Here is a 16,147-nt window from a genome sequence, read left to right as displayed (position 1 = left end):
GCGCGAACGATGTCCGACGCGGGTCTGAGAGAATTGGTTCCGTGATCTCCCGAATCGATCTGCGCGGCGACGACCTCCCCGAGGGCCCCGCCCTGCGCGACCTGCTGCCCCGAGCCGACTTCGACGTCTCGGTCGCCCTGGAGAAGGTGCGTCCGATCTGCGAGGACGTGCATCATCGTGGCGACGCGGCGCTGATCGACTTCGCCGAGCGGTTCGACGGTGTCCGGCTCGACCAGGTCCGGGTACCGGCCGCCGCGCTCACGCGCGCGCTGGAGGAGCTCGACCCGGCCGTGCGCGCGGCCCTGGAGGAGTCCATCCGCCGCGCCCGTCTCGTCCACCGCGAGCAGCGCCGTACGACCCGCACCACCCAGGTGGTGCCCGGCGGCTCGGTCACCGAGAAGTGGGTGCCGGTCGAGCGGGTCGGCCTGTACGCGCCCGGCGGGCGCTCGGTCTACCCGTCATCCGTGATCATGAACGTGGTGCCCGCGCAGGAGGCCGGCGTCGAGTCGATCGCGCTCGCCTCCCCGGCGCAGGCGGAGTTCCACGGCCTGCCGCATCCGACGATCCTCGCCGCCTGCGCCCTGCTCGGCGTCGACGAGGTGTACGCGGCCGGCGGCGCCACCGCCGTCGCGATGTTCGCGTACGGCACCGAGTCCTGCCCGCCCGCCAACATGGTCACCGGCCCCGGCAACATCTGGGTCGCCGCCGCCAAGCGCTACTTCACCGGAAGGATCGGCATCGACGCCGAGGCCGGCCCGACCGAGATCGCGGTCCTCGCCGACGCCACGGCCGATCCGGTGCACGTCGCCTCCGACCTGATCAGCCAGGCCGAGCACGACCCGCTGGCGGCCGCCGTCCTGGTCACCGACTCCGTGGAGCTCGCGGACGCGGTGGAGAAGGAACTCCAGCCCCAGGTCGAGGCCACCAAGCACGTCGAGGACCGCATCCGCCCGGCCCTCGCCGGCCGCCAGTCCGCGATCGTCCTGGTCGACGGCCTGGCCGAGGGCCTGCGCGTGGTCGACGCCTACGGCGCCGAGCACCTGGAGATCCAGACCGCCGACGCCGCCGCCGTCGCCGACCGCGTGAAGAACGCCGGGGCGATCTTCGTCGGCCCCTGGGCGCCCGTCTCGCTCGGCGACTACGCGGCCGGGTCCAACCACGTCCTGCCCACCGGTGGCTGTGCCTGCCACTCCTCGGGCCTGTCGGTGCAGTCCTTCCTGCGCGGCATCCACATCGTCGACTACACGCGGGACGCCCTCGCCGAGGTCGCGCACCACGTGGTGACGCTGGCGGAGGCGGAGGACCTGCCCGCGCACGGCGCGGCGATCAAGGCGAGGTTCGAGTGGAAGGTCCCGGAGAGCAAGTGACGTTCGGAATCGACGATCTCCCCGTACGGGACGAGCTGCGCGGCAAGTCCCCCTACGGCGCGCCCCAGCTGGACGTGCCCGTACGGCTGAACACCAACGAGAACCCCTACCCGCTGCCCGAGGCGCTGGTCGAACGGATCACCGAGCGGGTCCGCGAGGCCGCCCGCGACCTCAACCGCTACCCGGACCGGGACGCGGTCGAGCTGCGCACCAGGCTCGCCGAGTACCTGACGGAGACCTCCGGGTACGCCGTGGACGTGCGCAACGTCTGGGCGGCCAACGGCTCCAACGAGGTCATCCAGCAACTGCTGCAGGCCTTCGGCGGGCCGGGCCGCACCGCGATCGGCTTCGAGCCGTCGTACTCGATGCACGGCCTCATCGCGCGCGGCACCGGCACGGGCTGGATCTCCGGCCCGCGCCACGACGACTTCACCATCGACGTGCCCGCGGCCGAGCGGGCCGTGGCCGAGCACCGCCCGGACGTCGTCTTCGTCACCACTCCCAACAACCCCACCGGCAACGCGGTCCCGGCCGAGACGGTCCTCGCGCTCTACGAGGCGGCGCAGAGCTCCAAGCCGTCGATGGTCGTCGTGGACGAGGCCTACATCGAGTTCAGCCACGGCGCCTCCCTGCTGTCGCTGCTGGAGGGGCGGCCGAACCTCGTCGTCTCCCGCACGATGTCGAAGGCGTTCGGCGCGGCGGGCCTGCGCCTGGGCTACCTCGCCGCGCACCCGGCCGTCGTCGACGCCGTCCAGCTCGTACGGTTGCCCTACCACCTGTCGGCCGTCACCCAGGCGACCGCGCTGGCCGCCCTGGAGCACACCGGCACGCTGCTCAAGTACGTCGAGCAGCTGAAGACCGAGCGGGACCGACTCGTCGCCGAACTGCGCGCCATCGGCTACGAGGTGACCGAGTCCGACGCGAACTTCGTCCAGTTCGGGCGGTTCGCGGACTCCCATGAGGTCTGGCGGAAGATCCTCGACCGGGGCGTCCTGGTCCGGGACAACGGCGTGCCGGGCTGGCTGCGGGTGACCGCGGGCACTCCGGAGGAGAACGACGCGTTCCTCGATGCGGTACGCGAACTGAAGAAGGAACAGGAGCAGAGCGGATGAGCCGCGTCGGGCGCGTGGAGCGCACCACCAAGGAGACCTCGGTCCTCGTCGAGATCGACCTCGACGGCACCGGCAAGACCGACATCGCCACCGGCGTCGGCTTCTACGACCACATGCTCGACCAGCTCGGGCGGCACGGTCTGTTCGACCTGACCGTGAAGACCGACGGCGACCTGCACATCGACTCCCACCACACCATCGAGGACACCGCCCTCGCGCTGGGCGCCGCCTTCAAGCAGGCCCTCGGCGACAAGGTGGGCATCTACCGCTTCGGCAACTGCACGGTCCCGCTGGACGAGTCCCTCGCCCAGGTCACCGTCGACCTGTCCGGCCGCCCCTACCTCGTGCACACCGAGCCCGAGAAGATGGCGCCGATGATCGGCGAGTACGACACGACGATGACCCGGCACATCCTGGAGTCCTTCGTCGCCCAGGCGCAGATCGCGCTGCACGTGCACGTGCCGTACGGGCGCAACGCGCACCACATCGTGGAGTGCCAGTTCAAGGCGCTGGCCCGGGCCCTGCGCTACGCCTCGGAGCGCGACCCGCGCGCCGTCGGCATCCTGCCTTCCACGAAGGGCGCGCTGTAAACCCATGAACGGTACGTCCACCGCACTGATCGTCGTCGGCCTCTTCTTCCTCGGCGGCATCTACTCCTTCGCGAAGCAGCAGATGCCCAAGGGCCTGATCGTGCTGCTCTCCATCGGCGCCGCGATGTGCCTCTTCGCGGGTGTGCTGAGGCTGGAGGTGTGGAATTGACCGCCACCGCCAAGCGGGTCGTCGTCTTCGACTACGGCTTCGGCAACGTCCGCTCCGCCGAGCGTGCCCTCGCGCGCGCGGGAGCCGACGTCGAGATCACCGGTGACTACGACAAGGCCATGAACGCCGACGGGCTGCTGGTGCCGGGTGTCGGCGCCTTCGCCGCCTGCATGGACGGCCTGAAGGCCGCGCGCGGCGACTGGGTCGTCGACCGCCGGCTGTCCGGCGGGCGCCCGGTGATGGGCATCTGCGTCGGCATGCAGATCCTGTTCGCGCGCGGCATCGAGCACGACGTGGAGGCCGAGGGCCTGGACGAGTGGCCCGGCACGGTCGGACCGCTCCGGGCCGACATCGTGCCGCACATGGGCTGGAACACGGTCGAGGCCCCGGCCGACTCCCAGCTCTTCGCCGGCCTCGACGCGGACGCCCGCTTCTACTTCGTGCACTCCTACGCCGTCCACGACTGGACCCAGGAGTCGCACAACCCGCTGATCGCCGCTCCCAAGGTCACCTGGTCCACGCACGGCAAGCCGTTCGTGGCGGCCGTGGAGAACGGCGCCCTGTGGGCCACCCAGTTCCACCCCGAGAAGTCCGGCGACGCCGGAGCCCAGCTCCTCACCAACTGGATCGAGACCCTGTAGAGATGAGCAAGCTCGAACTCCTCCCCGCCGTCGACGTCCGCGACGGCCAGGCCGTCCGCCTCGTGCACGGCGAGTCCGGCACCGAGACCTCCTACGGCTCGCCGCTGGAGGCCGCCCTCGCCTGGCAGCGCTCCGGCGCCGAGTGGCTGCACCTCGTCGACCTGGACGCCGCGTTCGGCACCGGGGACAACCGCGAGCTGATCGCCGAGGTCGCGAAGGCCATGGACATCAAGGTGGAGCTGTCCGGCGGCATCCGCGACGACGACACCCTCGCCGCCGCGCTCGCCACCGGCTGCAGGCGCGTGAACCTCGGCACGGCCGCCCTGGAGACCCCCGAGTGGGTCGCCAAGGTCATCGCCGAGCACGGCGACAAGATCGCGGTCGGTCTGGACGTACGAGGCACCACGCTCCGGGGCCGGGGCTGGACCCGGGACGGCGGCGACCTCTACGAGACGCTGGCCCGCCTCGACAAGGAGGGCTGCGCCCGGTACGTCGTCACCGACATCGCCAAGGACGGCACCCTCCAGGGCCCCAACCTGGAGCTCCTGAAGAACGTCTGCGCGGCCACCGACCGCCCGGTCGTGGCGTCGGGCGGCGTGTCGTCCCTGGACGACCTCCGCGCGATCGCCGGTCTCGTCCCGGCCGGTGTCGAGGGGGCCATCGTCGGGAAGGCCCTGTACGCGAAGGCGTTCACCCTGGAAGAAGCCTTGGAGGCTGTGTCGTCATGACATCCGAAGCCGTACGGCGCGTGCAGAGCGGAAGTCCCTGGGAAGAGTCCTTCGGTTTCGCACGGGCCGTGGCGGCGGGTGATCGTGTCATCGTGGCGGGCACCACCGCCTTTAAGGGCGACATGCTGTACGGCGAGGGCGACCCGTACGAACAGACCAAGGTCGCCTTCGCCTCCGCGGTCGAGGCGATCGGTGAGTTCGGACTCGGCATCGAGTCCGTGATCCGGACCCGTGTGTGCCTGGCGCATTCGCGCGATGTCGACGCGGTGGGCCGCGCCCACAAGGAGCTGTTCGACTCGGTACGCCCGGTCACGACCCTGCTGGTCGTGCAGGGCTTCATCGACTCGCGGGTCCTGGTGTCAGTCGAAGTGGAAGCGTATAGAGGAGCCGTGGATTCATGACCCTGGCGGTCCGAGTCATCCCCTGCCTGGACGTGGACAACGGCCGGGTCGTCAAGGGCGTCAACTTCCAGAACCTGCGCGACGCGGGTGACCCCGTCGAGATGGCCAAGGTGTACGACACCGAGGGCGCCGACGAGCTGACGTTCCTGGACATCACCGCCTCGTCGGGCGACCGCGAGACGACGTACGACGTGGTGCGCCGCACCGCCGAGCAGGTGTTCATCCCGCTGACCGTCGGCGGCGGCGTGCGCACCGCCGACGACGTCGACAAGCTGCTGCGGGCCGGTGCGGACAAGGTGGGCGTGAACACGGCCGCCATCGCCCGCCCCGACCTGATCCGCGAGATCGCCGAGCGCTTCGGCCGCCAGGTCCTCGTCCTGTCGGTCGACGCGCGCCGCACCGAGGCCGGCACCTTCGAGGTGACCACCCACGGCGGCCGGCGCGGCACCGGCATCGACGCGGTGGAGTGGGCGCACCGCGCCGCCGAACTGGGCGCGGGGGAGATCCTGCTGAACTCGATGGACGCGGACGGCACGAAGGACGGCTACGACCTGGAGATGATCGAAGCGGTCCGCAAGCACGTGACCGTCCCGGTCATCGCCTCCGGCGGCGCGGGCCGCCTCGCCGACTTCCCCCCGGCCGTCGAGGCGGGCGCGGACGCGGTCCTGGCGGCGTCCGTCTTCCACTTCGGCGACCTGCGAATCGGAGAGGTGAAGGAGACGCTGCGGGGGGCGGGGCACGCCGTTCGCTAGTCCGGGGCGTCGTCCTTTGGCGGTGGCTGTGGGATCGCGTGCGGGATCCGCTTCTATCGTGCCCGTACGACTGCGATCACGATCGAGTTCCCCGCGGAAGAGCTGGCCGAGCTGCGAGCGGAGGCCCGGGAGCGCGGTGTCGCCGTCGAGCGGCTCGCGCACGACGCACTCATCGAAAGTGTGCAGGTCAGGCGTCAGGAGCGAGGCTCGGCCCTTTAGGAAAGGAAAGTTGCACGTGTACGGGTTCCCGTTCCGTGTCTGAGGGGACCACGTCCGTGCCGGACACGGGCATACCCCGGACCGCCACCGCCACCACCGCCGCGCCCGCCCACCGCGACGCCAACGTGCTGCGCTGGGTCGCCGCCTACACCGCCTCCATGGTCGGCGACATGGTCTTCTACCTCGCGCTGTCCTGGGCCGCCGTGCAGAACGGCACCCCGGCGCAGGCCGGCCTCGTCACCGCCGTCAGCGCGGTGCCCCGTGCGCTGCTCATGCTCGGCGGCGGGGTGGTCGCCGACCGGTTCGGGCCGCGCAAGGTCGTCATCGGCAGCGACGCCGTACGGTGCGCCACGGTGCTGGCGGTTGCCGCGCTCCTCTTCGTGACCGACCCGGGGCTGTGGCTCCTCGCCCTGCTCGCGGTCGTCTTCGGCACGGTCGACGCCCTCTTCCTGCCCGCCGTCGGGGCGCTGCCGGCCCGCATCACCGGCAAGGACCAGCTCGCCCGCGTCCAGGGCATGCGCGGCCTCGCCGTGCGCTTCGCCGCCGTCGTGGGCGCACCGCTCGGCGGGCTCGGCGTGGCGGTCGGCGGCGCGGCGGCGGCCTTCGCGCTCGCGGGGCTGCTGATCGCCGTGTCGGTGCCGCTGCTGATCTCCGTACGGATGAGCGAGCTGCCGCCCGACGAAGCGACCGGCGCCCCCGCCGCGGGGGAGGCCACCGCGTGGCGGGACGTGGTGGGCGGGCTCCGCTACATCCGCCGGCACCGCGTCCTCGGCCCGCTGATGGTGGCCATCGCCCTCGGCGACCTCGGCTTCGTCGGCCCCCTCAACGTAGGCCTGACCCTGCTCGCGGACGAACGCGGCTGGGGCGCGGCCGGGATGGGCTGGGTGCTCGCCGGATTCGGCACGGGGGCCGGAGTCGCCGCCCTGCTGCTCACCGTGCGGGGGCGCCTGCCGCGGGCCGGGTGTGTCGCCGCCGGTGCCATCATCCCCGGCGCGGCCGCGATCGGCGCCCTGGCGCAGGCCCCCGGCCTCCCCGTGGCCGTCGGCACCGCGGTGGTCGTCGGGCTGCTCACGGGGCTCAGCGGTGCCATGTGCGGGGCCCTGCTGCAGACCCAGGCCGAGCCCGCCTACCTGGGGCGCGTCACCGCGGTCGGCGGAATCGTCAGCCTGGGCATCGCGCCGCTGAGCATGCCGCTGTCCGCCGCCGCCATCGGCGTCTGGGGCACCGGCCCGGTCTTCGCCGTCAGCGCCGGTGTCTGCGCGCTCGGCGGGGTCGTCGCCCTGTGCGCGCCGGGCGTACGGCGGGCCGAACTGCCGGGGTAGGGGCCCAGGGCTGTCGGCCCGGCCTCCGGGCCCCGGCTTCCCGGGCTGTCGGCCCGGCCTCCGGGCCCCGGCTTCCCGGGCTGCCTCCCGGGCAACCCGCCCCGGCTTCCCGGGCTGCCGCCCGGGAAGCCGGGGCGGGTTGCCTCAGATTCCCAGCTGCTTCGTCTCGTGCAGCCGCGCGATCGCGTCCTTCTCGCCCTCCAGCTCCACCTTCGCGGCGCTCTGCCGCCCGTAGGCGAACAGCAGCAGCTCGGACGGCTCGCCGGTCGCGGTCACCACCGGCGTACCCCGGTGGGCGACCGTCGTCTGGCCGTTCGGGCGGCGCAGCACCAGGCCCGTCGGGATGCCGCGGCCCATCAGGCGGGCGGTGCGCTCCAGGCGGGACCACAGGCCGTCCTGGAAGACCGGGTCCAGCTCGCGCGGCGACCAGTCCGGCTGAGCGCGGCGCACGTCCTCGGTGTGGACGTAGAACTCCACCGTGTTCGCCGCCTCGTCGACCTGCTTGAGCTGGAAGGGGGAGAATCGGGGCGGGCCGGTGCGGATCAGCTGGAGCAGCTCCTCGTACGGCTTGGCGCCGTACTCCTCCATCACCCGGTCGAGCCGGGACGCCAGCTGCTTGATCAGGGTGCCCCCGGCGGCGTCCGGCCGGCGCTCGCGCACCACCACGTGCGCGGCGAGGTCACGGGTCCGCCAGCCGTCGCACAAGGTCGGGGCGTCCGGACCCGCCGTCTCCAACAGGTCCGCGAGCAGAAGTCGTTCACGCTTGGCGAAAGTCGACATGCAGTCAGCCTACGGCGGCCGGCCGGGTCCGCCCAATGGACAGGCCCGGGGCGTGTCCGCCCCGCGCGGCACAATGGGCGCATGACCAGCAGCTCCCCCCGGCGGCCCAGCCCGCTCGCCCCGGAGATCGCCGACCGCCTCAAGCGCGGCGCCGACGGCCTCCTGCCCGCCATCGCCCAGCAGTACGACACCGGGGAGGTGCTGATGCTCGGCTGGATGGACGACGAGGCACTGCACCGCACCCTGACGACGGGACGCTGCACCTACTGGTCGCGCAGCCGTCAGGAGTACTGGGTCAAGGGCGACACCTCCGGGCACTTCCAGTGGGTGAAGTCCGTCGCCCTGGACTGCGACGCCGACACCGTCCTGGTCAAGGTCGACCAGGTCGGCGCCGCCTGCCACACCGGCGCGCGCACCTGCTTCGACGCCGACGTGCTCCTCACGGACGAGACGGGCGAGACGGACGAGACGGACGAGGCCGACGGCGCGGGCTCCGGCGCGTCCGGCGCGGATCAGTAGGGTCTGCCGATATGGACGACATGGACGTCATGGACCTCGACACCTTCCGGAAGCTGGCCGCCGACCGCCGGGTGATCCCGGTCAGCCGCAAACTCCTCGCCGACGGCGACACCCCGGTAGCCCTCTACCGCAAGCTCGCCGCCGAACGCCCCGGCACCTTCCTGCTGGAGTCCGCCGAGAACGGCCGCACAGCGTTCCAATGGTCCCGGTACTCCTTCGTCGGTGTCCGCAGCGCCGCCACCCTCACCGAGAAGGACGGCGAGGCCCACTGGCAGGGCACCCCGCCCGTCGGCGTCCCCACCGACGGCGACCCGCTCGCCGCCCTGCGCGCCACCGTCGAGGCCCTGCACACCCCGCGCGACCTCGCCCACGACCTGGGCCTGCCGCCCTTCACCGGCGGCATGGTCGGCTACCTCGGCTACGACATCGTGCGCCGCCTGGAGAAGGTCGGCCCCGGGGAGCGCGACGACCTGAAGCTCCCCGAGCTGACCATGCTGCTCACCAGCGACCTCGCCGTCATGGACCACTGGGAGGGCTCGGTCCTGCTGATCGCCAACGCGATCAACCACAACGACCTCGAAACGGGCGTCGAGGAGGCCTACGCCGACGCGGTGGCCCGCCTGGACGCCATGGAGGCCGACCTCTCGCGCGCGGTGGCCCAGCCCCCGGCCGCGCTGCCGCCGTCCGAGCTGCCCGAGTACACCGCTCTGTGGGGCGGCCCCGACTTCCAGGAGGCCGTCGAGGACATCAAGGAGCGCATCCGCGCGGGCGAGGCCTTTCAGGTCGTCCCCTCGCAGCGCTTCGAGACGCCGTGCACGGCGAGCGCCCTGGACGTGTACCGGGTGCTGCGGGCCACCAACCCCTCGCCGTACATGTACCTGCTCCGCCTCGACGGCTTCGACGTCGTCGGATCGTCCCCCGAGGCCCTGGTCAAGGTCGAGGACGGGCGGGCCATGGTCCACCCCATCGCCGGCACCCGCCCCCGCGGCGCCACCCCGCAGGAGGACCAGGCCCTCGCCGACGAACTGCTCGCCGACCCCAAGGAGCGCGCCGAGCACCTGATGCTCGTCGACCTCGGCCGCAACGACCTGGGACGGGTCTGCGAACCCGGCTCCGTCGAGGTCGTCGACTTCATGTCCGTAGAGCGGTACTCGCACGTCATGCACATCGTCTCGACGGTCACCGGCCGCGTCGCCCCGGACCGCACCGCCTTCGACGTCCTCACCGCCTGCTTCCCGGCCGGCACCCTCTCCGGCGCGCCCAAGCCGCGCGCCCTGCAGATCATCGACGAACTCGAACCGTCCCGGCGCGGCCTGTACGGCGGCTGCGTCGGCTACCTCGACTTCGCGGGCGACTCCGACACCGCCATCGCCATCCGCACCGCGCTGCTGCGCGACGGCACCGCCTACGTGCAGGCCGGCGCCGGCGTCGTCGCCGACTCCGACCCGGTCGCCGAGGACACCGAGTGCCGCAACAAGGCGGCGGCGGTGCTGCGGGCGGTGCACACGGCCAACCGGCTGGGGCGGTAGGGCGATCCGGCAGCCGCACAGGCCGGGGCGGTGGGGCGGATCTCACGCCCGCCAATCCGAACCCCGGGTGACGGTTCGCCCGGGGTTCGGGTGATAGTGGAGTACGTGACAGCCGTTCCTCACCCCCGTACCCCAGCCGCAGGACCCGCCCGGGCCGGCCGCCGGAGCCTCGCCGCCGCCCTGCTGTGCGGCGCGCTCGGCGCGGCCGTCGCCCTGCTCGCCACCCGGCAGGAGTGGGCGGAGGGCACCGCGACGCTGGCCGGCGGCGCGTTTCCCCTGACCGCCAGGGGCAGCGACGTCACGGGCGTACCCGCGGCGCTCGCCATAGTGGGCCTCGCCGCGCTCGTCGCCGTCTTCGCCGTCCGCCGCGCGGGCCGGTTCGCCGTCGCCGCCCTGCTCGCGCTGAGCGGCGCGGGCACCGTCGCCGCGGCCCTGGCCGGCGCCTCCGACAGCTCCGCCCTGGACGACCAGGCCGCGAAGGCCGCCGGCGACACCTCGGCCACCGTGGACGTCCTCTCCCACACCGCCTGGCCGTACGTCGCGGCCGTGGGCGGCGCCCTCCTCCTGCTGGCCGGGCTGCTCGCCCTGCGCTACGGCCGCCTGTGGCCCGCGATGTCCGGCCGCTACGAGCGCGACGGCACCCCGCGACCGCGCCGCAAGCCGCAGACCGTCGACCCGGACCGCCCCGAGGACCTCTGGAAGGCCCTCGACCGCGGCGAGGACCCGACCGGCGCCTGACCCGCGGTTCACCCGCGCGCACGCGGGCACCCGCCGGCGTGACACGCGCTCCGGGCCCGACGGCCGTCACGCGCGCGTGGCGGGTGGGGAGTACCCCCGCTCACACCGCGCGCGCCCGTGCGGGACAATGGGCGCGAGCGTCCTGCTCAGACTTGGCACAACAGCAACGAGGAGCAAGCAATGTCGGGCAGCAGCCACGGTCACACCCCGGCCGCGTGGACGGGTGTCATCATCGCCTTCATCGGTTTCTGCATCGCGGGCGTGTTCATGGTGGCGGCCCAGCCGTTGGGCTTCTGGGCCGGCATGGTGGTCGTGCTCCTCGGCGGTGCCGTGGGCGGCATCATGCGCATGATGGGCCTCGGCCAGCCGAAGCAGAACCACCCCGTGCACCAGGTCGCCGGCGAGCGCGAGCCGGCCGGCGCCAAGGGCTGAGACCGGGCACGGCGGTCAACGGCACCTCCCGAGGGGCGGACCGGCACGAGGGTGCCGGGACCGCCCCTCACGTGCGCGTGCGGCCCGGCGGGGGCAGAATGCGGTGCGTGGACGCCGAGACCGGGAAGCCGACGCAGAACAGGACCGTGACGCGGGGCGCGCCCTCCCTCCCGGGCCTGGCCGTTCCCGCCGGCGTGCTCGCGGCCGTCGTCGGCGCCTTCGCGTACGTCGGGAGCGTCGACCCCAACGAACCCGGCCACTACCCCGTCTGCCCCCTGCTGCGCTTCACCGGCGTGTACTGCCCCGGCTGCGGCGGTCTGCGCAGCGCCCACGCGTTCGTCCACGGGGACCTGCTGACCGCGGTGCAGGCCAACGCTCCGGCCGTCCTCGGCTATCTGGGCTTCGCCGTGCTGTGGACCGTCTGGGTGATCCGCGTGGCGCGCGGCCGGCCCCTGCGGGTCGAACTCGGCCCGGTCCACCTGTGGACGCTGGGGGCGTTGCTGCTGGTCTTCACGGTTGTCCGGAACCTGCCGTTCGGTGGCTGGCTCCTCCCTTGATCACCTGGCGAATGTCCAGGTAGTGGGACCTGCGTCAACCGGATGCGGGCCCGTCGTCCTGCTCCGGATACCATCACAGTGACCACACATTTCGCCGTCTGAAAGGGGGCCGCTCGCGTGAGTGTGCTCGACGAGATCATCGACGGAGTCCGTGCCGACCTCGCGGAGCGGCAGGCGCGCGTCAGCCTCGACGAGCTCAAGGAGCGCGCGGCCAAGGCTCGCCCCGCCAAGGACGGCGTGTCCGCGCTGCGCGGCGACGGCGTCAAGGTCATCTGCGAGGTCAAGCGCTCCAGCCCGTCCAAGGGCGCGCTGGCCGCCATCGCCGACCCCGCCGGTCTCGCCGCGGACTACGAGGCGGGCGGCGCCGCCGTCATCTCCGTCCTCACCGAGGAGCGCCGCTTCGGCGGCTCGCTGGCCGACCTGGACTCGGTCCGCTCGCGCGTGGACATCCCCGTGCTGCGCAAGGACTTCATCGTCACCTCGTACCAGCTGTGGGAGGCCCGCGCGCACGGCGCCGACCTCGTGCTGCTGATCGTCGCGGCCCTCGAGCAGCCGGCGCTGGAGTCGCTGATCGAGCGCGCCGAGTCCATCGGACTCACCCCGCTCGTCGAGGTGCACGACGAGGACGAGGTCGAGCGCGCGGTGGACGCCGGCGCCAGGATCGTCGGCGTCAACGCGCGCAACCTGAAGACGCTGGAGGTCGACCGCGGCACGTTCGAGCGGGTCGCCCCGGAGATCCCGGCGCACATCGTCAAGGTCGCCGAGTCCGGCGTCCGCGGCCCGCACGACCTCATCGCCTACGCCAACGAGGGCGCCGACGCAGTCCTGGTCGGCGAGTCCCTGGTCACCGGCCGCGACCCCAAGACGGCCGTGTCCGACCTGGTGGCCGCCGGCGAACACCCGGCACTGCGGCACGGGCGCGGCTGACCCCCGGTAGGCTTGCTCCCGATGACTTTCCCGCTCACCCCGGCCGCCCGGGACCCGTACGCCCGCCTCGCGCGCGGCTGCCGGCCCCGAGGCTGCCGCGCGCCCGCCCGCCGGGTGCACGGCCGCCGGGTGCGGTACGTGATCGGCGACGAGCCGGGTCAGGTCAACGGCATGCGATGGCTCAAGCGCTCCGTCAGGGGCGCGGGGCTGTACTGAATCTGCGACTCCGTCGCGTGGGCGCGAGCGACCAGCGACGGCCCGTAGCGGTCTGACCACCCCCGCCCCCACGGCGAACGTGCCCACACCAGACACTCACCGTGAGGTTCACGCATGCCCAGCAACTTCTTCATCCCCGACCCGGAGGGCCAAGTCCCCACCGTCGAAGGTTACTTCGGGGCGTTCGGCGGCAAGTTCATCCCGGAGGCCCTCGTCGCGGCGGTCGACGAGGTGGCCGTCGAGTACGACAAGGCCAAGTCGGACCCCGAGTTCGCCCGTGAGCTCGACGACCTGCTGGTCCACTACACGGGCCGCCCGTCCTCGCTCACCGAGGTCCCCCGTTTCGCCGCGGAAGCGGGCGGCGCCCGCGTCTTCCTCAAGCGCGAGGACCTCAACCACACCGGCTCCCACAAGATCAACAACGTGCTCGGGCAGGCCCTGCTGACCAAGCGCATGGGCAAGACCCGGGTCATCGCGGAGACCGGCGCCGGCCAGCACGGCGTGGCGACGGCGACGGCCTGCGCCCTCTTCGGCCTCGACTGCACCATCTACATGGGCGAGATCGACACCCGCCGCCAGGCGCTCAACGTGGCCCGCATGCGCATGCTCGGCGCCGAGGTCATCGCCGTGAAGTCCGGCAGCCGCACGCTCAAGGACGCGATCAACGAGGCCTTCCGCGACTGGGTCGCCAACGTGGACCGCACCCACTACCTGTTCGGCACCGTCGCCGGCCCGCACCCGTTCCCGGCGATGGTGCGCGACTTCCACCGCGTCATCGGCGTCGAGGCCCGCCGCCAGCTGCTGGAGCAGGCCGGACGCCTTCCCGACGCCGCGATCGCCTGCGTCGGCGGCGGCTCCAACGCCATCGGCCTCTTCCACGCCTTCATCCCCGACGCGGACGTCCGCCTCATCGGCTGCGAGCCCGCCGGGCACGGCATCGAGAGCGGCGAGCACGCGGCCACCCTGACCGCGGGCGAGCCCGGCATCCTGCACGGTTCCCGGTCCTACGTCCTCCAGGACGACGAGGGCCAGATCACCGAGCCGTACTCGATCTCGGCGGGGCTCGACTACCCCGGCATCGGCCCCGAGCACAGCTACCTCAAGGACTCCGGCCGCGGCGAGTACCGCGCGGTGACCGACGACGCCGCCATGCGGGCACTGCGCATGCTGTCGCGCACCGAGGGCATCATCCCGGCCATCGAGAGCGCCCACGCGCTGGCCGGCGCCCTGGAGGTCGGCAAGGAGCTGGGCAAGGACGGGCTGATCGTCGTCAACCTGTCCGGCCGCGGTGACAAGGACATGGACACCGCCGCCCGATACTTCGGGCTCTACGACACCGACGCCGAGGTCGCCGCCGACGAGGCCGGCACCGCCGAGATCGAGGGGGACGCCAAGTGAGCGGGAACGTACAGCTGCTGAACGACACCCTCGCCGCCGCGAAGGCCGAGGGCCGCTCCGCCCTCATCGCCTACCTCCCGGCCGGATTCCCGACCGTGGACGGCGGCATCGAGGCGATCAAGGCCGCGCTCGACGGCGGCGCCGACGTCGTCGAGGTGGGTCTGCCGCACAGCGACCCCGTCCTCGACGGCCCGGTCATCCAGACCGCCGACGACATCGCCCTGCGCGGCGGCGTGCGCATCGCCGACGTGATGCGCACCGTCCGGGAGGCCCACGCGGCCACCGGCAAGCCGATCCTCGTCATGACGTACTGGAACCCCATCGACCGCTACGGCGTCGAGCGCTTCACCGCCGAACTGGCCGAGGCGGGCGGCGCCGGCTGCATCCTGCCCGACCTGCCGGTCCAGGAGTCGGCGCTGTGGCGGGAGCACGCCGACAAGCACGGGCTCGCCACCGTCTTCGTGGTCGCGCCCAGCAGCAAGGACGCGCGGCTCGCCGAGATCACCGCGGCCGGCAGCGGCTTCGTCTACGCCGCCTCCCTCATGGGCGTCACCGGCACCCGCGAGTCGGTCGGCGCGCAGGCCGAGGACCTGGTGCGACGCACCCGCGCCACCACCGGCATCCCCGTCTGCGTCGGGCTCGGCGTCTCCAACGCGGCACAGGCCGCCGAGGTGGCCGGCTTCGCCGACGGCGTGATCGTCGGCTCGGCGTTCGTCAAGCGCATGCTGGACGCCCCGGACGACGCGGCCGGCCTGGAGGGCGTCCGCACGCTCGCCGCCGACCTGGCGAAGGGCGTGCGCGGACAGGCGTGACGACAGGCACGTGACACAGGTCCCTCGTACGGGTGGACCTGGGACCGGGGAGGCGCGCTGCGCCTCCCCGGTTCGTTCTGCGGGGTGTGAGCGAGAAGAACCGAGAGGGAAAGCGCACCGCCCGTCAGAAGCTGGCGGCCGAGCGCGAGAAGCAGAAGTCCAAGGACAAGCGCCGGCGTGCGCTGATCGTCGGGGCGAGCGTGGTCTGCGTCCTGGGCCTCGCGGCGGTGATCGGCGTGGTCGCCGCCAACGCGGGCAAGGACGACGGCAGCGAGTCGGCCGGCCCGATCGTGGCGCCCTCGGGCGCGCAGGGCAAGGACAGCCTCGCGATCCCGGTCGGCGAGGAGAGCGCCAAGTCGACGCTCGTCGTCTGGGAGGACTTCCGCTGCCCGGCCTGCAAGGCCTTCGAGCTGGCGTACCGGGACACGATCCACGAGCTCACCGAAGCCGGGCAGCTCAAGGTCGAGTACCACCTGGCGACGATCATCGACGGGAACATGGGCGGCACCGGCTCCCGCAAGTCGGCCAACGCCGCCGCCTGCGCCCAGGACGCGGGCAGGTTCACGCCGTACCACGACGTGCTGTTCACCAACCAGCCGGCGGAGACCGACGACGCGTTCGCCGACGAGAACAAGCTGATCGACCTGGCGGGCAAGGTCGACGGCCTCGACACCGCGCTCTTCCAGGAGTGCGTCGAGGGCGGCAAGCACAACAGCTGGGTGGAGAAGTCCAACGAGGCCTTCCGCAGCGGCGGCTTCAGCGGCACGCCGACCGTGCTGCTGGACGGCAAGAACATCTACCAGGACCGCTCCATGACACCGGCGAAGCTGAAGCAGCTGGTGCAGGACGCCAACAAGTAGCGCGGCGGTGGGCGGCGGAGCGCTCGCGGGGGTGTCCGCGCGGTGCTCCTTCCGTCCGCCCGTTACGGACCCGTAGCC

The 16,147-nt window shown here is 72.6% G+C and carries 20 protein-coding genes; 19 read left to right on the top strand and 1 reads right to left on the bottom strand.

All coding sequences use genetic code 11. From position 1 onward, the window contains the following. The first annotated feature begins 41 nt into the window (after positions 1–41). The 9 genes from hisD to ACIQ1J_RS01470 all read left to right on the top strand — a co-directional run bounded on the left by hisD (position 42) and on the right by ACIQ1J_RS01470 (position 7,301). Positions 42–1,367, top strand: a complete 1,326-nt coding sequence (gene hisD, locus ACIQ1J_RS01510; protein WP_403553127.1) for a histidinol dehydrogenase — start codon at positions 42–44, stop codon at positions 1,365–1,367. Beyond that, a complete protein-coding gene (locus ACIQ1J_RS01505; protein WP_403553125.1) occupies positions 1,364–2,479 on the top strand; it encodes a histidinol-phosphate transaminase in 1,116 nt (371 codons plus the stop codon). Before hisD ends, ACIQ1J_RS01505 begins: the two co-directional genes overlap by 4 nt. After that, a complete protein-coding gene (gene hisB / locus ACIQ1J_RS01500) occupies positions 2,476–3,069 on the top strand; it encodes an imidazoleglycerol-phosphate dehydratase HisB (RefSeq protein ID WP_210959041.1) in 594 nt (197 codons plus the stop codon). The genes ACIQ1J_RS01505 and hisB overlap by 4 nt, the downstream gene beginning before the upstream one ends. 4 nt (positions 3,070–3,073) lie before the next feature. Beyond that, on the top strand, positions 3,074–3,238 hold the full coding sequence (locus tag ACIQ1J_RS01495) for a hypothetical protein (RefSeq protein ID WP_031031034.1): 165 nt from the start codon (positions 3,074–3,076) through the stop codon (positions 3,236–3,238). Further along, the gene (gene hisH / locus ACIQ1J_RS01490; protein WP_403553122.1) at positions 3,229–3,879 is read left to right on the top strand and encodes an imidazole glycerol phosphate synthase subunit HisH; all 651 of its coding nucleotides are present in this window, start codon (positions 3,229–3,231) and stop codon (positions 3,877–3,879) included. Before ACIQ1J_RS01495 ends, hisH begins: the two co-directional genes overlap by 10 nt. 2 nt (positions 3,880–3,881) lie before the next feature. Then, a complete protein-coding gene (gene priA, locus ACIQ1J_RS01485) occupies positions 3,882–4,607 on the top strand; it encodes a bifunctional 1-(5-phosphoribosyl)-5-((5-phosphoribosylamino)methylideneamino)imidazole-4-carboxamide isomerase/phosphoribosylanthranilate isomerase PriA (protein ID WP_210959043.1) in 726 nt (241 codons plus the stop codon). Further along, on the top strand, positions 4,604–5,008 hold the full coding sequence (locus ACIQ1J_RS01480; RefSeq protein WP_121746514.1) for a RidA family protein: 405 nt from the start codon (positions 4,604–4,606) through the stop codon (positions 5,006–5,008). The genes priA and ACIQ1J_RS01480 overlap by 4 nt, the downstream gene beginning before the upstream one ends. After that, the gene (hisF, locus tag ACIQ1J_RS01475) at positions 5,005–5,760 is read left to right on the top strand and encodes an imidazole glycerol phosphate synthase subunit HisF (protein WP_403553120.1); all 756 of its coding nucleotides are present in this window, start codon (positions 5,005–5,007) and stop codon (positions 5,758–5,760) included. The genes ACIQ1J_RS01480 and hisF overlap by 4 nt, the downstream gene beginning before the upstream one ends. A gap of 254 nt (positions 5,761–6,014) precedes the next feature. After that, complete coding sequence (locus ACIQ1J_RS01470; RefSeq protein WP_403553118.1) at positions 6,015–7,301, top strand: MFS transporter; 1,287 nt, start codon at positions 6,015–6,017, stop codon at positions 7,299–7,301. 144 nt (positions 7,302–7,445) lie between these two features. Here ACIQ1J_RS01470 and ACIQ1J_RS01465 read toward each other — a convergent pair whose 3' ends face one another. Further along, positions 7,446–8,081 (bottom strand): TIGR03085 family metal-binding protein, encoded by a 636-nt coding sequence (locus tag ACIQ1J_RS01465; protein ID WP_210959046.1) that lies wholly within the window; start codon positions 8,079–8,081, stop codon positions 7,446–7,448. Between the two features lie 81 nt (positions 8,082–8,162). Between ACIQ1J_RS01465 and hisI the strand changes: the two genes are divergently transcribed. The 10 genes from hisI (at position 8,163) to ACIQ1J_RS01415 (ending at position 16,069) form a co-directional block, all read left to right on the top strand. Further along, on the top strand, positions 8,163–8,600 hold the full coding sequence (gene hisI / locus ACIQ1J_RS01460; protein WP_403553116.1) for a phosphoribosyl-AMP cyclohydrolase: 438 nt from the start codon (positions 8,163–8,165) through the stop codon (positions 8,598–8,600). A gap of 29 nt (positions 8,601–8,629) precedes the next feature. Continuing rightward, complete coding sequence (locus ACIQ1J_RS01455; protein ID WP_210959245.1) at positions 8,630–10,129, top strand: anthranilate synthase component I; 1,500 nt, start codon at positions 8,630–8,632, stop codon at positions 10,127–10,129. Between the two features lie 96 nt (positions 10,130–10,225). Next, a complete protein-coding gene (locus tag ACIQ1J_RS01450; protein WP_403553114.1) occupies positions 10,226–10,867 on the top strand; it encodes a TIGR02234 family membrane protein in 642 nt (213 codons plus the stop codon). Positions 10,868–11,047: 180 nt separating this feature from the next. Beyond that, positions 11,048–11,299, top strand: a complete 252-nt coding sequence (locus tag ACIQ1J_RS01445; protein ID WP_121746508.1) for an HGxxPAAW family protein — start codon at positions 11,048–11,050, stop codon at positions 11,297–11,299. A 98-nt stretch (positions 11,300–11,397) separates the two neighbouring features. Then, positions 11,398–11,856 (top strand): DUF2752 domain-containing protein, encoded by a 459-nt coding sequence (locus ACIQ1J_RS01440; RefSeq protein WP_403553782.1) that lies wholly within the window; start codon positions 11,398–11,400, stop codon positions 11,854–11,856. Positions 11,857–11,973: 117 nt separating this feature from the next. Next, on the top strand, positions 11,974–12,783 hold the full coding sequence (gene trpC / locus ACIQ1J_RS01435; RefSeq protein WP_403553112.1) for an indole-3-glycerol phosphate synthase TrpC: 810 nt from the start codon (positions 11,974–11,976) through the stop codon (positions 12,781–12,783). A gap of 21 nt (positions 12,784–12,804) precedes the next feature. Continuing rightward, positions 12,805–12,999, top strand: a complete 195-nt coding sequence (gene trpM / locus ACIQ1J_RS01430; protein WP_210959057.1) for a tryptophan biosynthesis modulator TrpM — start codon at positions 12,805–12,807, stop codon at positions 12,997–12,999. Positions 13,000–13,113: 114 nt separating this feature from the next. After that, positions 13,114–14,397 (top strand): tryptophan synthase subunit beta, encoded by a 1,284-nt coding sequence (gene trpB / locus ACIQ1J_RS01425; RefSeq protein ID WP_403553109.1) that lies wholly within the window; start codon positions 13,114–13,116, stop codon positions 14,395–14,397. After that, entirely contained in the window at positions 14,394–15,209 is an 816-nt protein-coding gene (gene trpA / locus ACIQ1J_RS01420) for a tryptophan synthase subunit alpha (RefSeq protein ID WP_210959061.1), read from the top strand. The genes trpB and trpA overlap by 4 nt, the downstream gene beginning before the upstream one ends. Positions 15,210–15,295: 86 nt before the next feature. After that, positions 15,296–16,069, top strand: a complete 774-nt coding sequence (locus tag ACIQ1J_RS01415) for a thioredoxin domain-containing protein (protein ID WP_210959063.1) — start codon at positions 15,296–15,298, stop codon at positions 16,067–16,069. Positions 16,070–16,147: the final 78 nt, after the last annotated feature.

Source organism: Streptomyces sp. NPDC097107, assembly GCF_044762405.1.
Taxonomy (GTDB): domain Bacteria; phylum Actinomycetota; class Actinomycetes; order Streptomycetales; family Streptomycetaceae; genus Streptomyces; species Streptomyces thinghirensis.
This window is presented reverse-complemented; position numbering and strand designations above follow the sequence as displayed.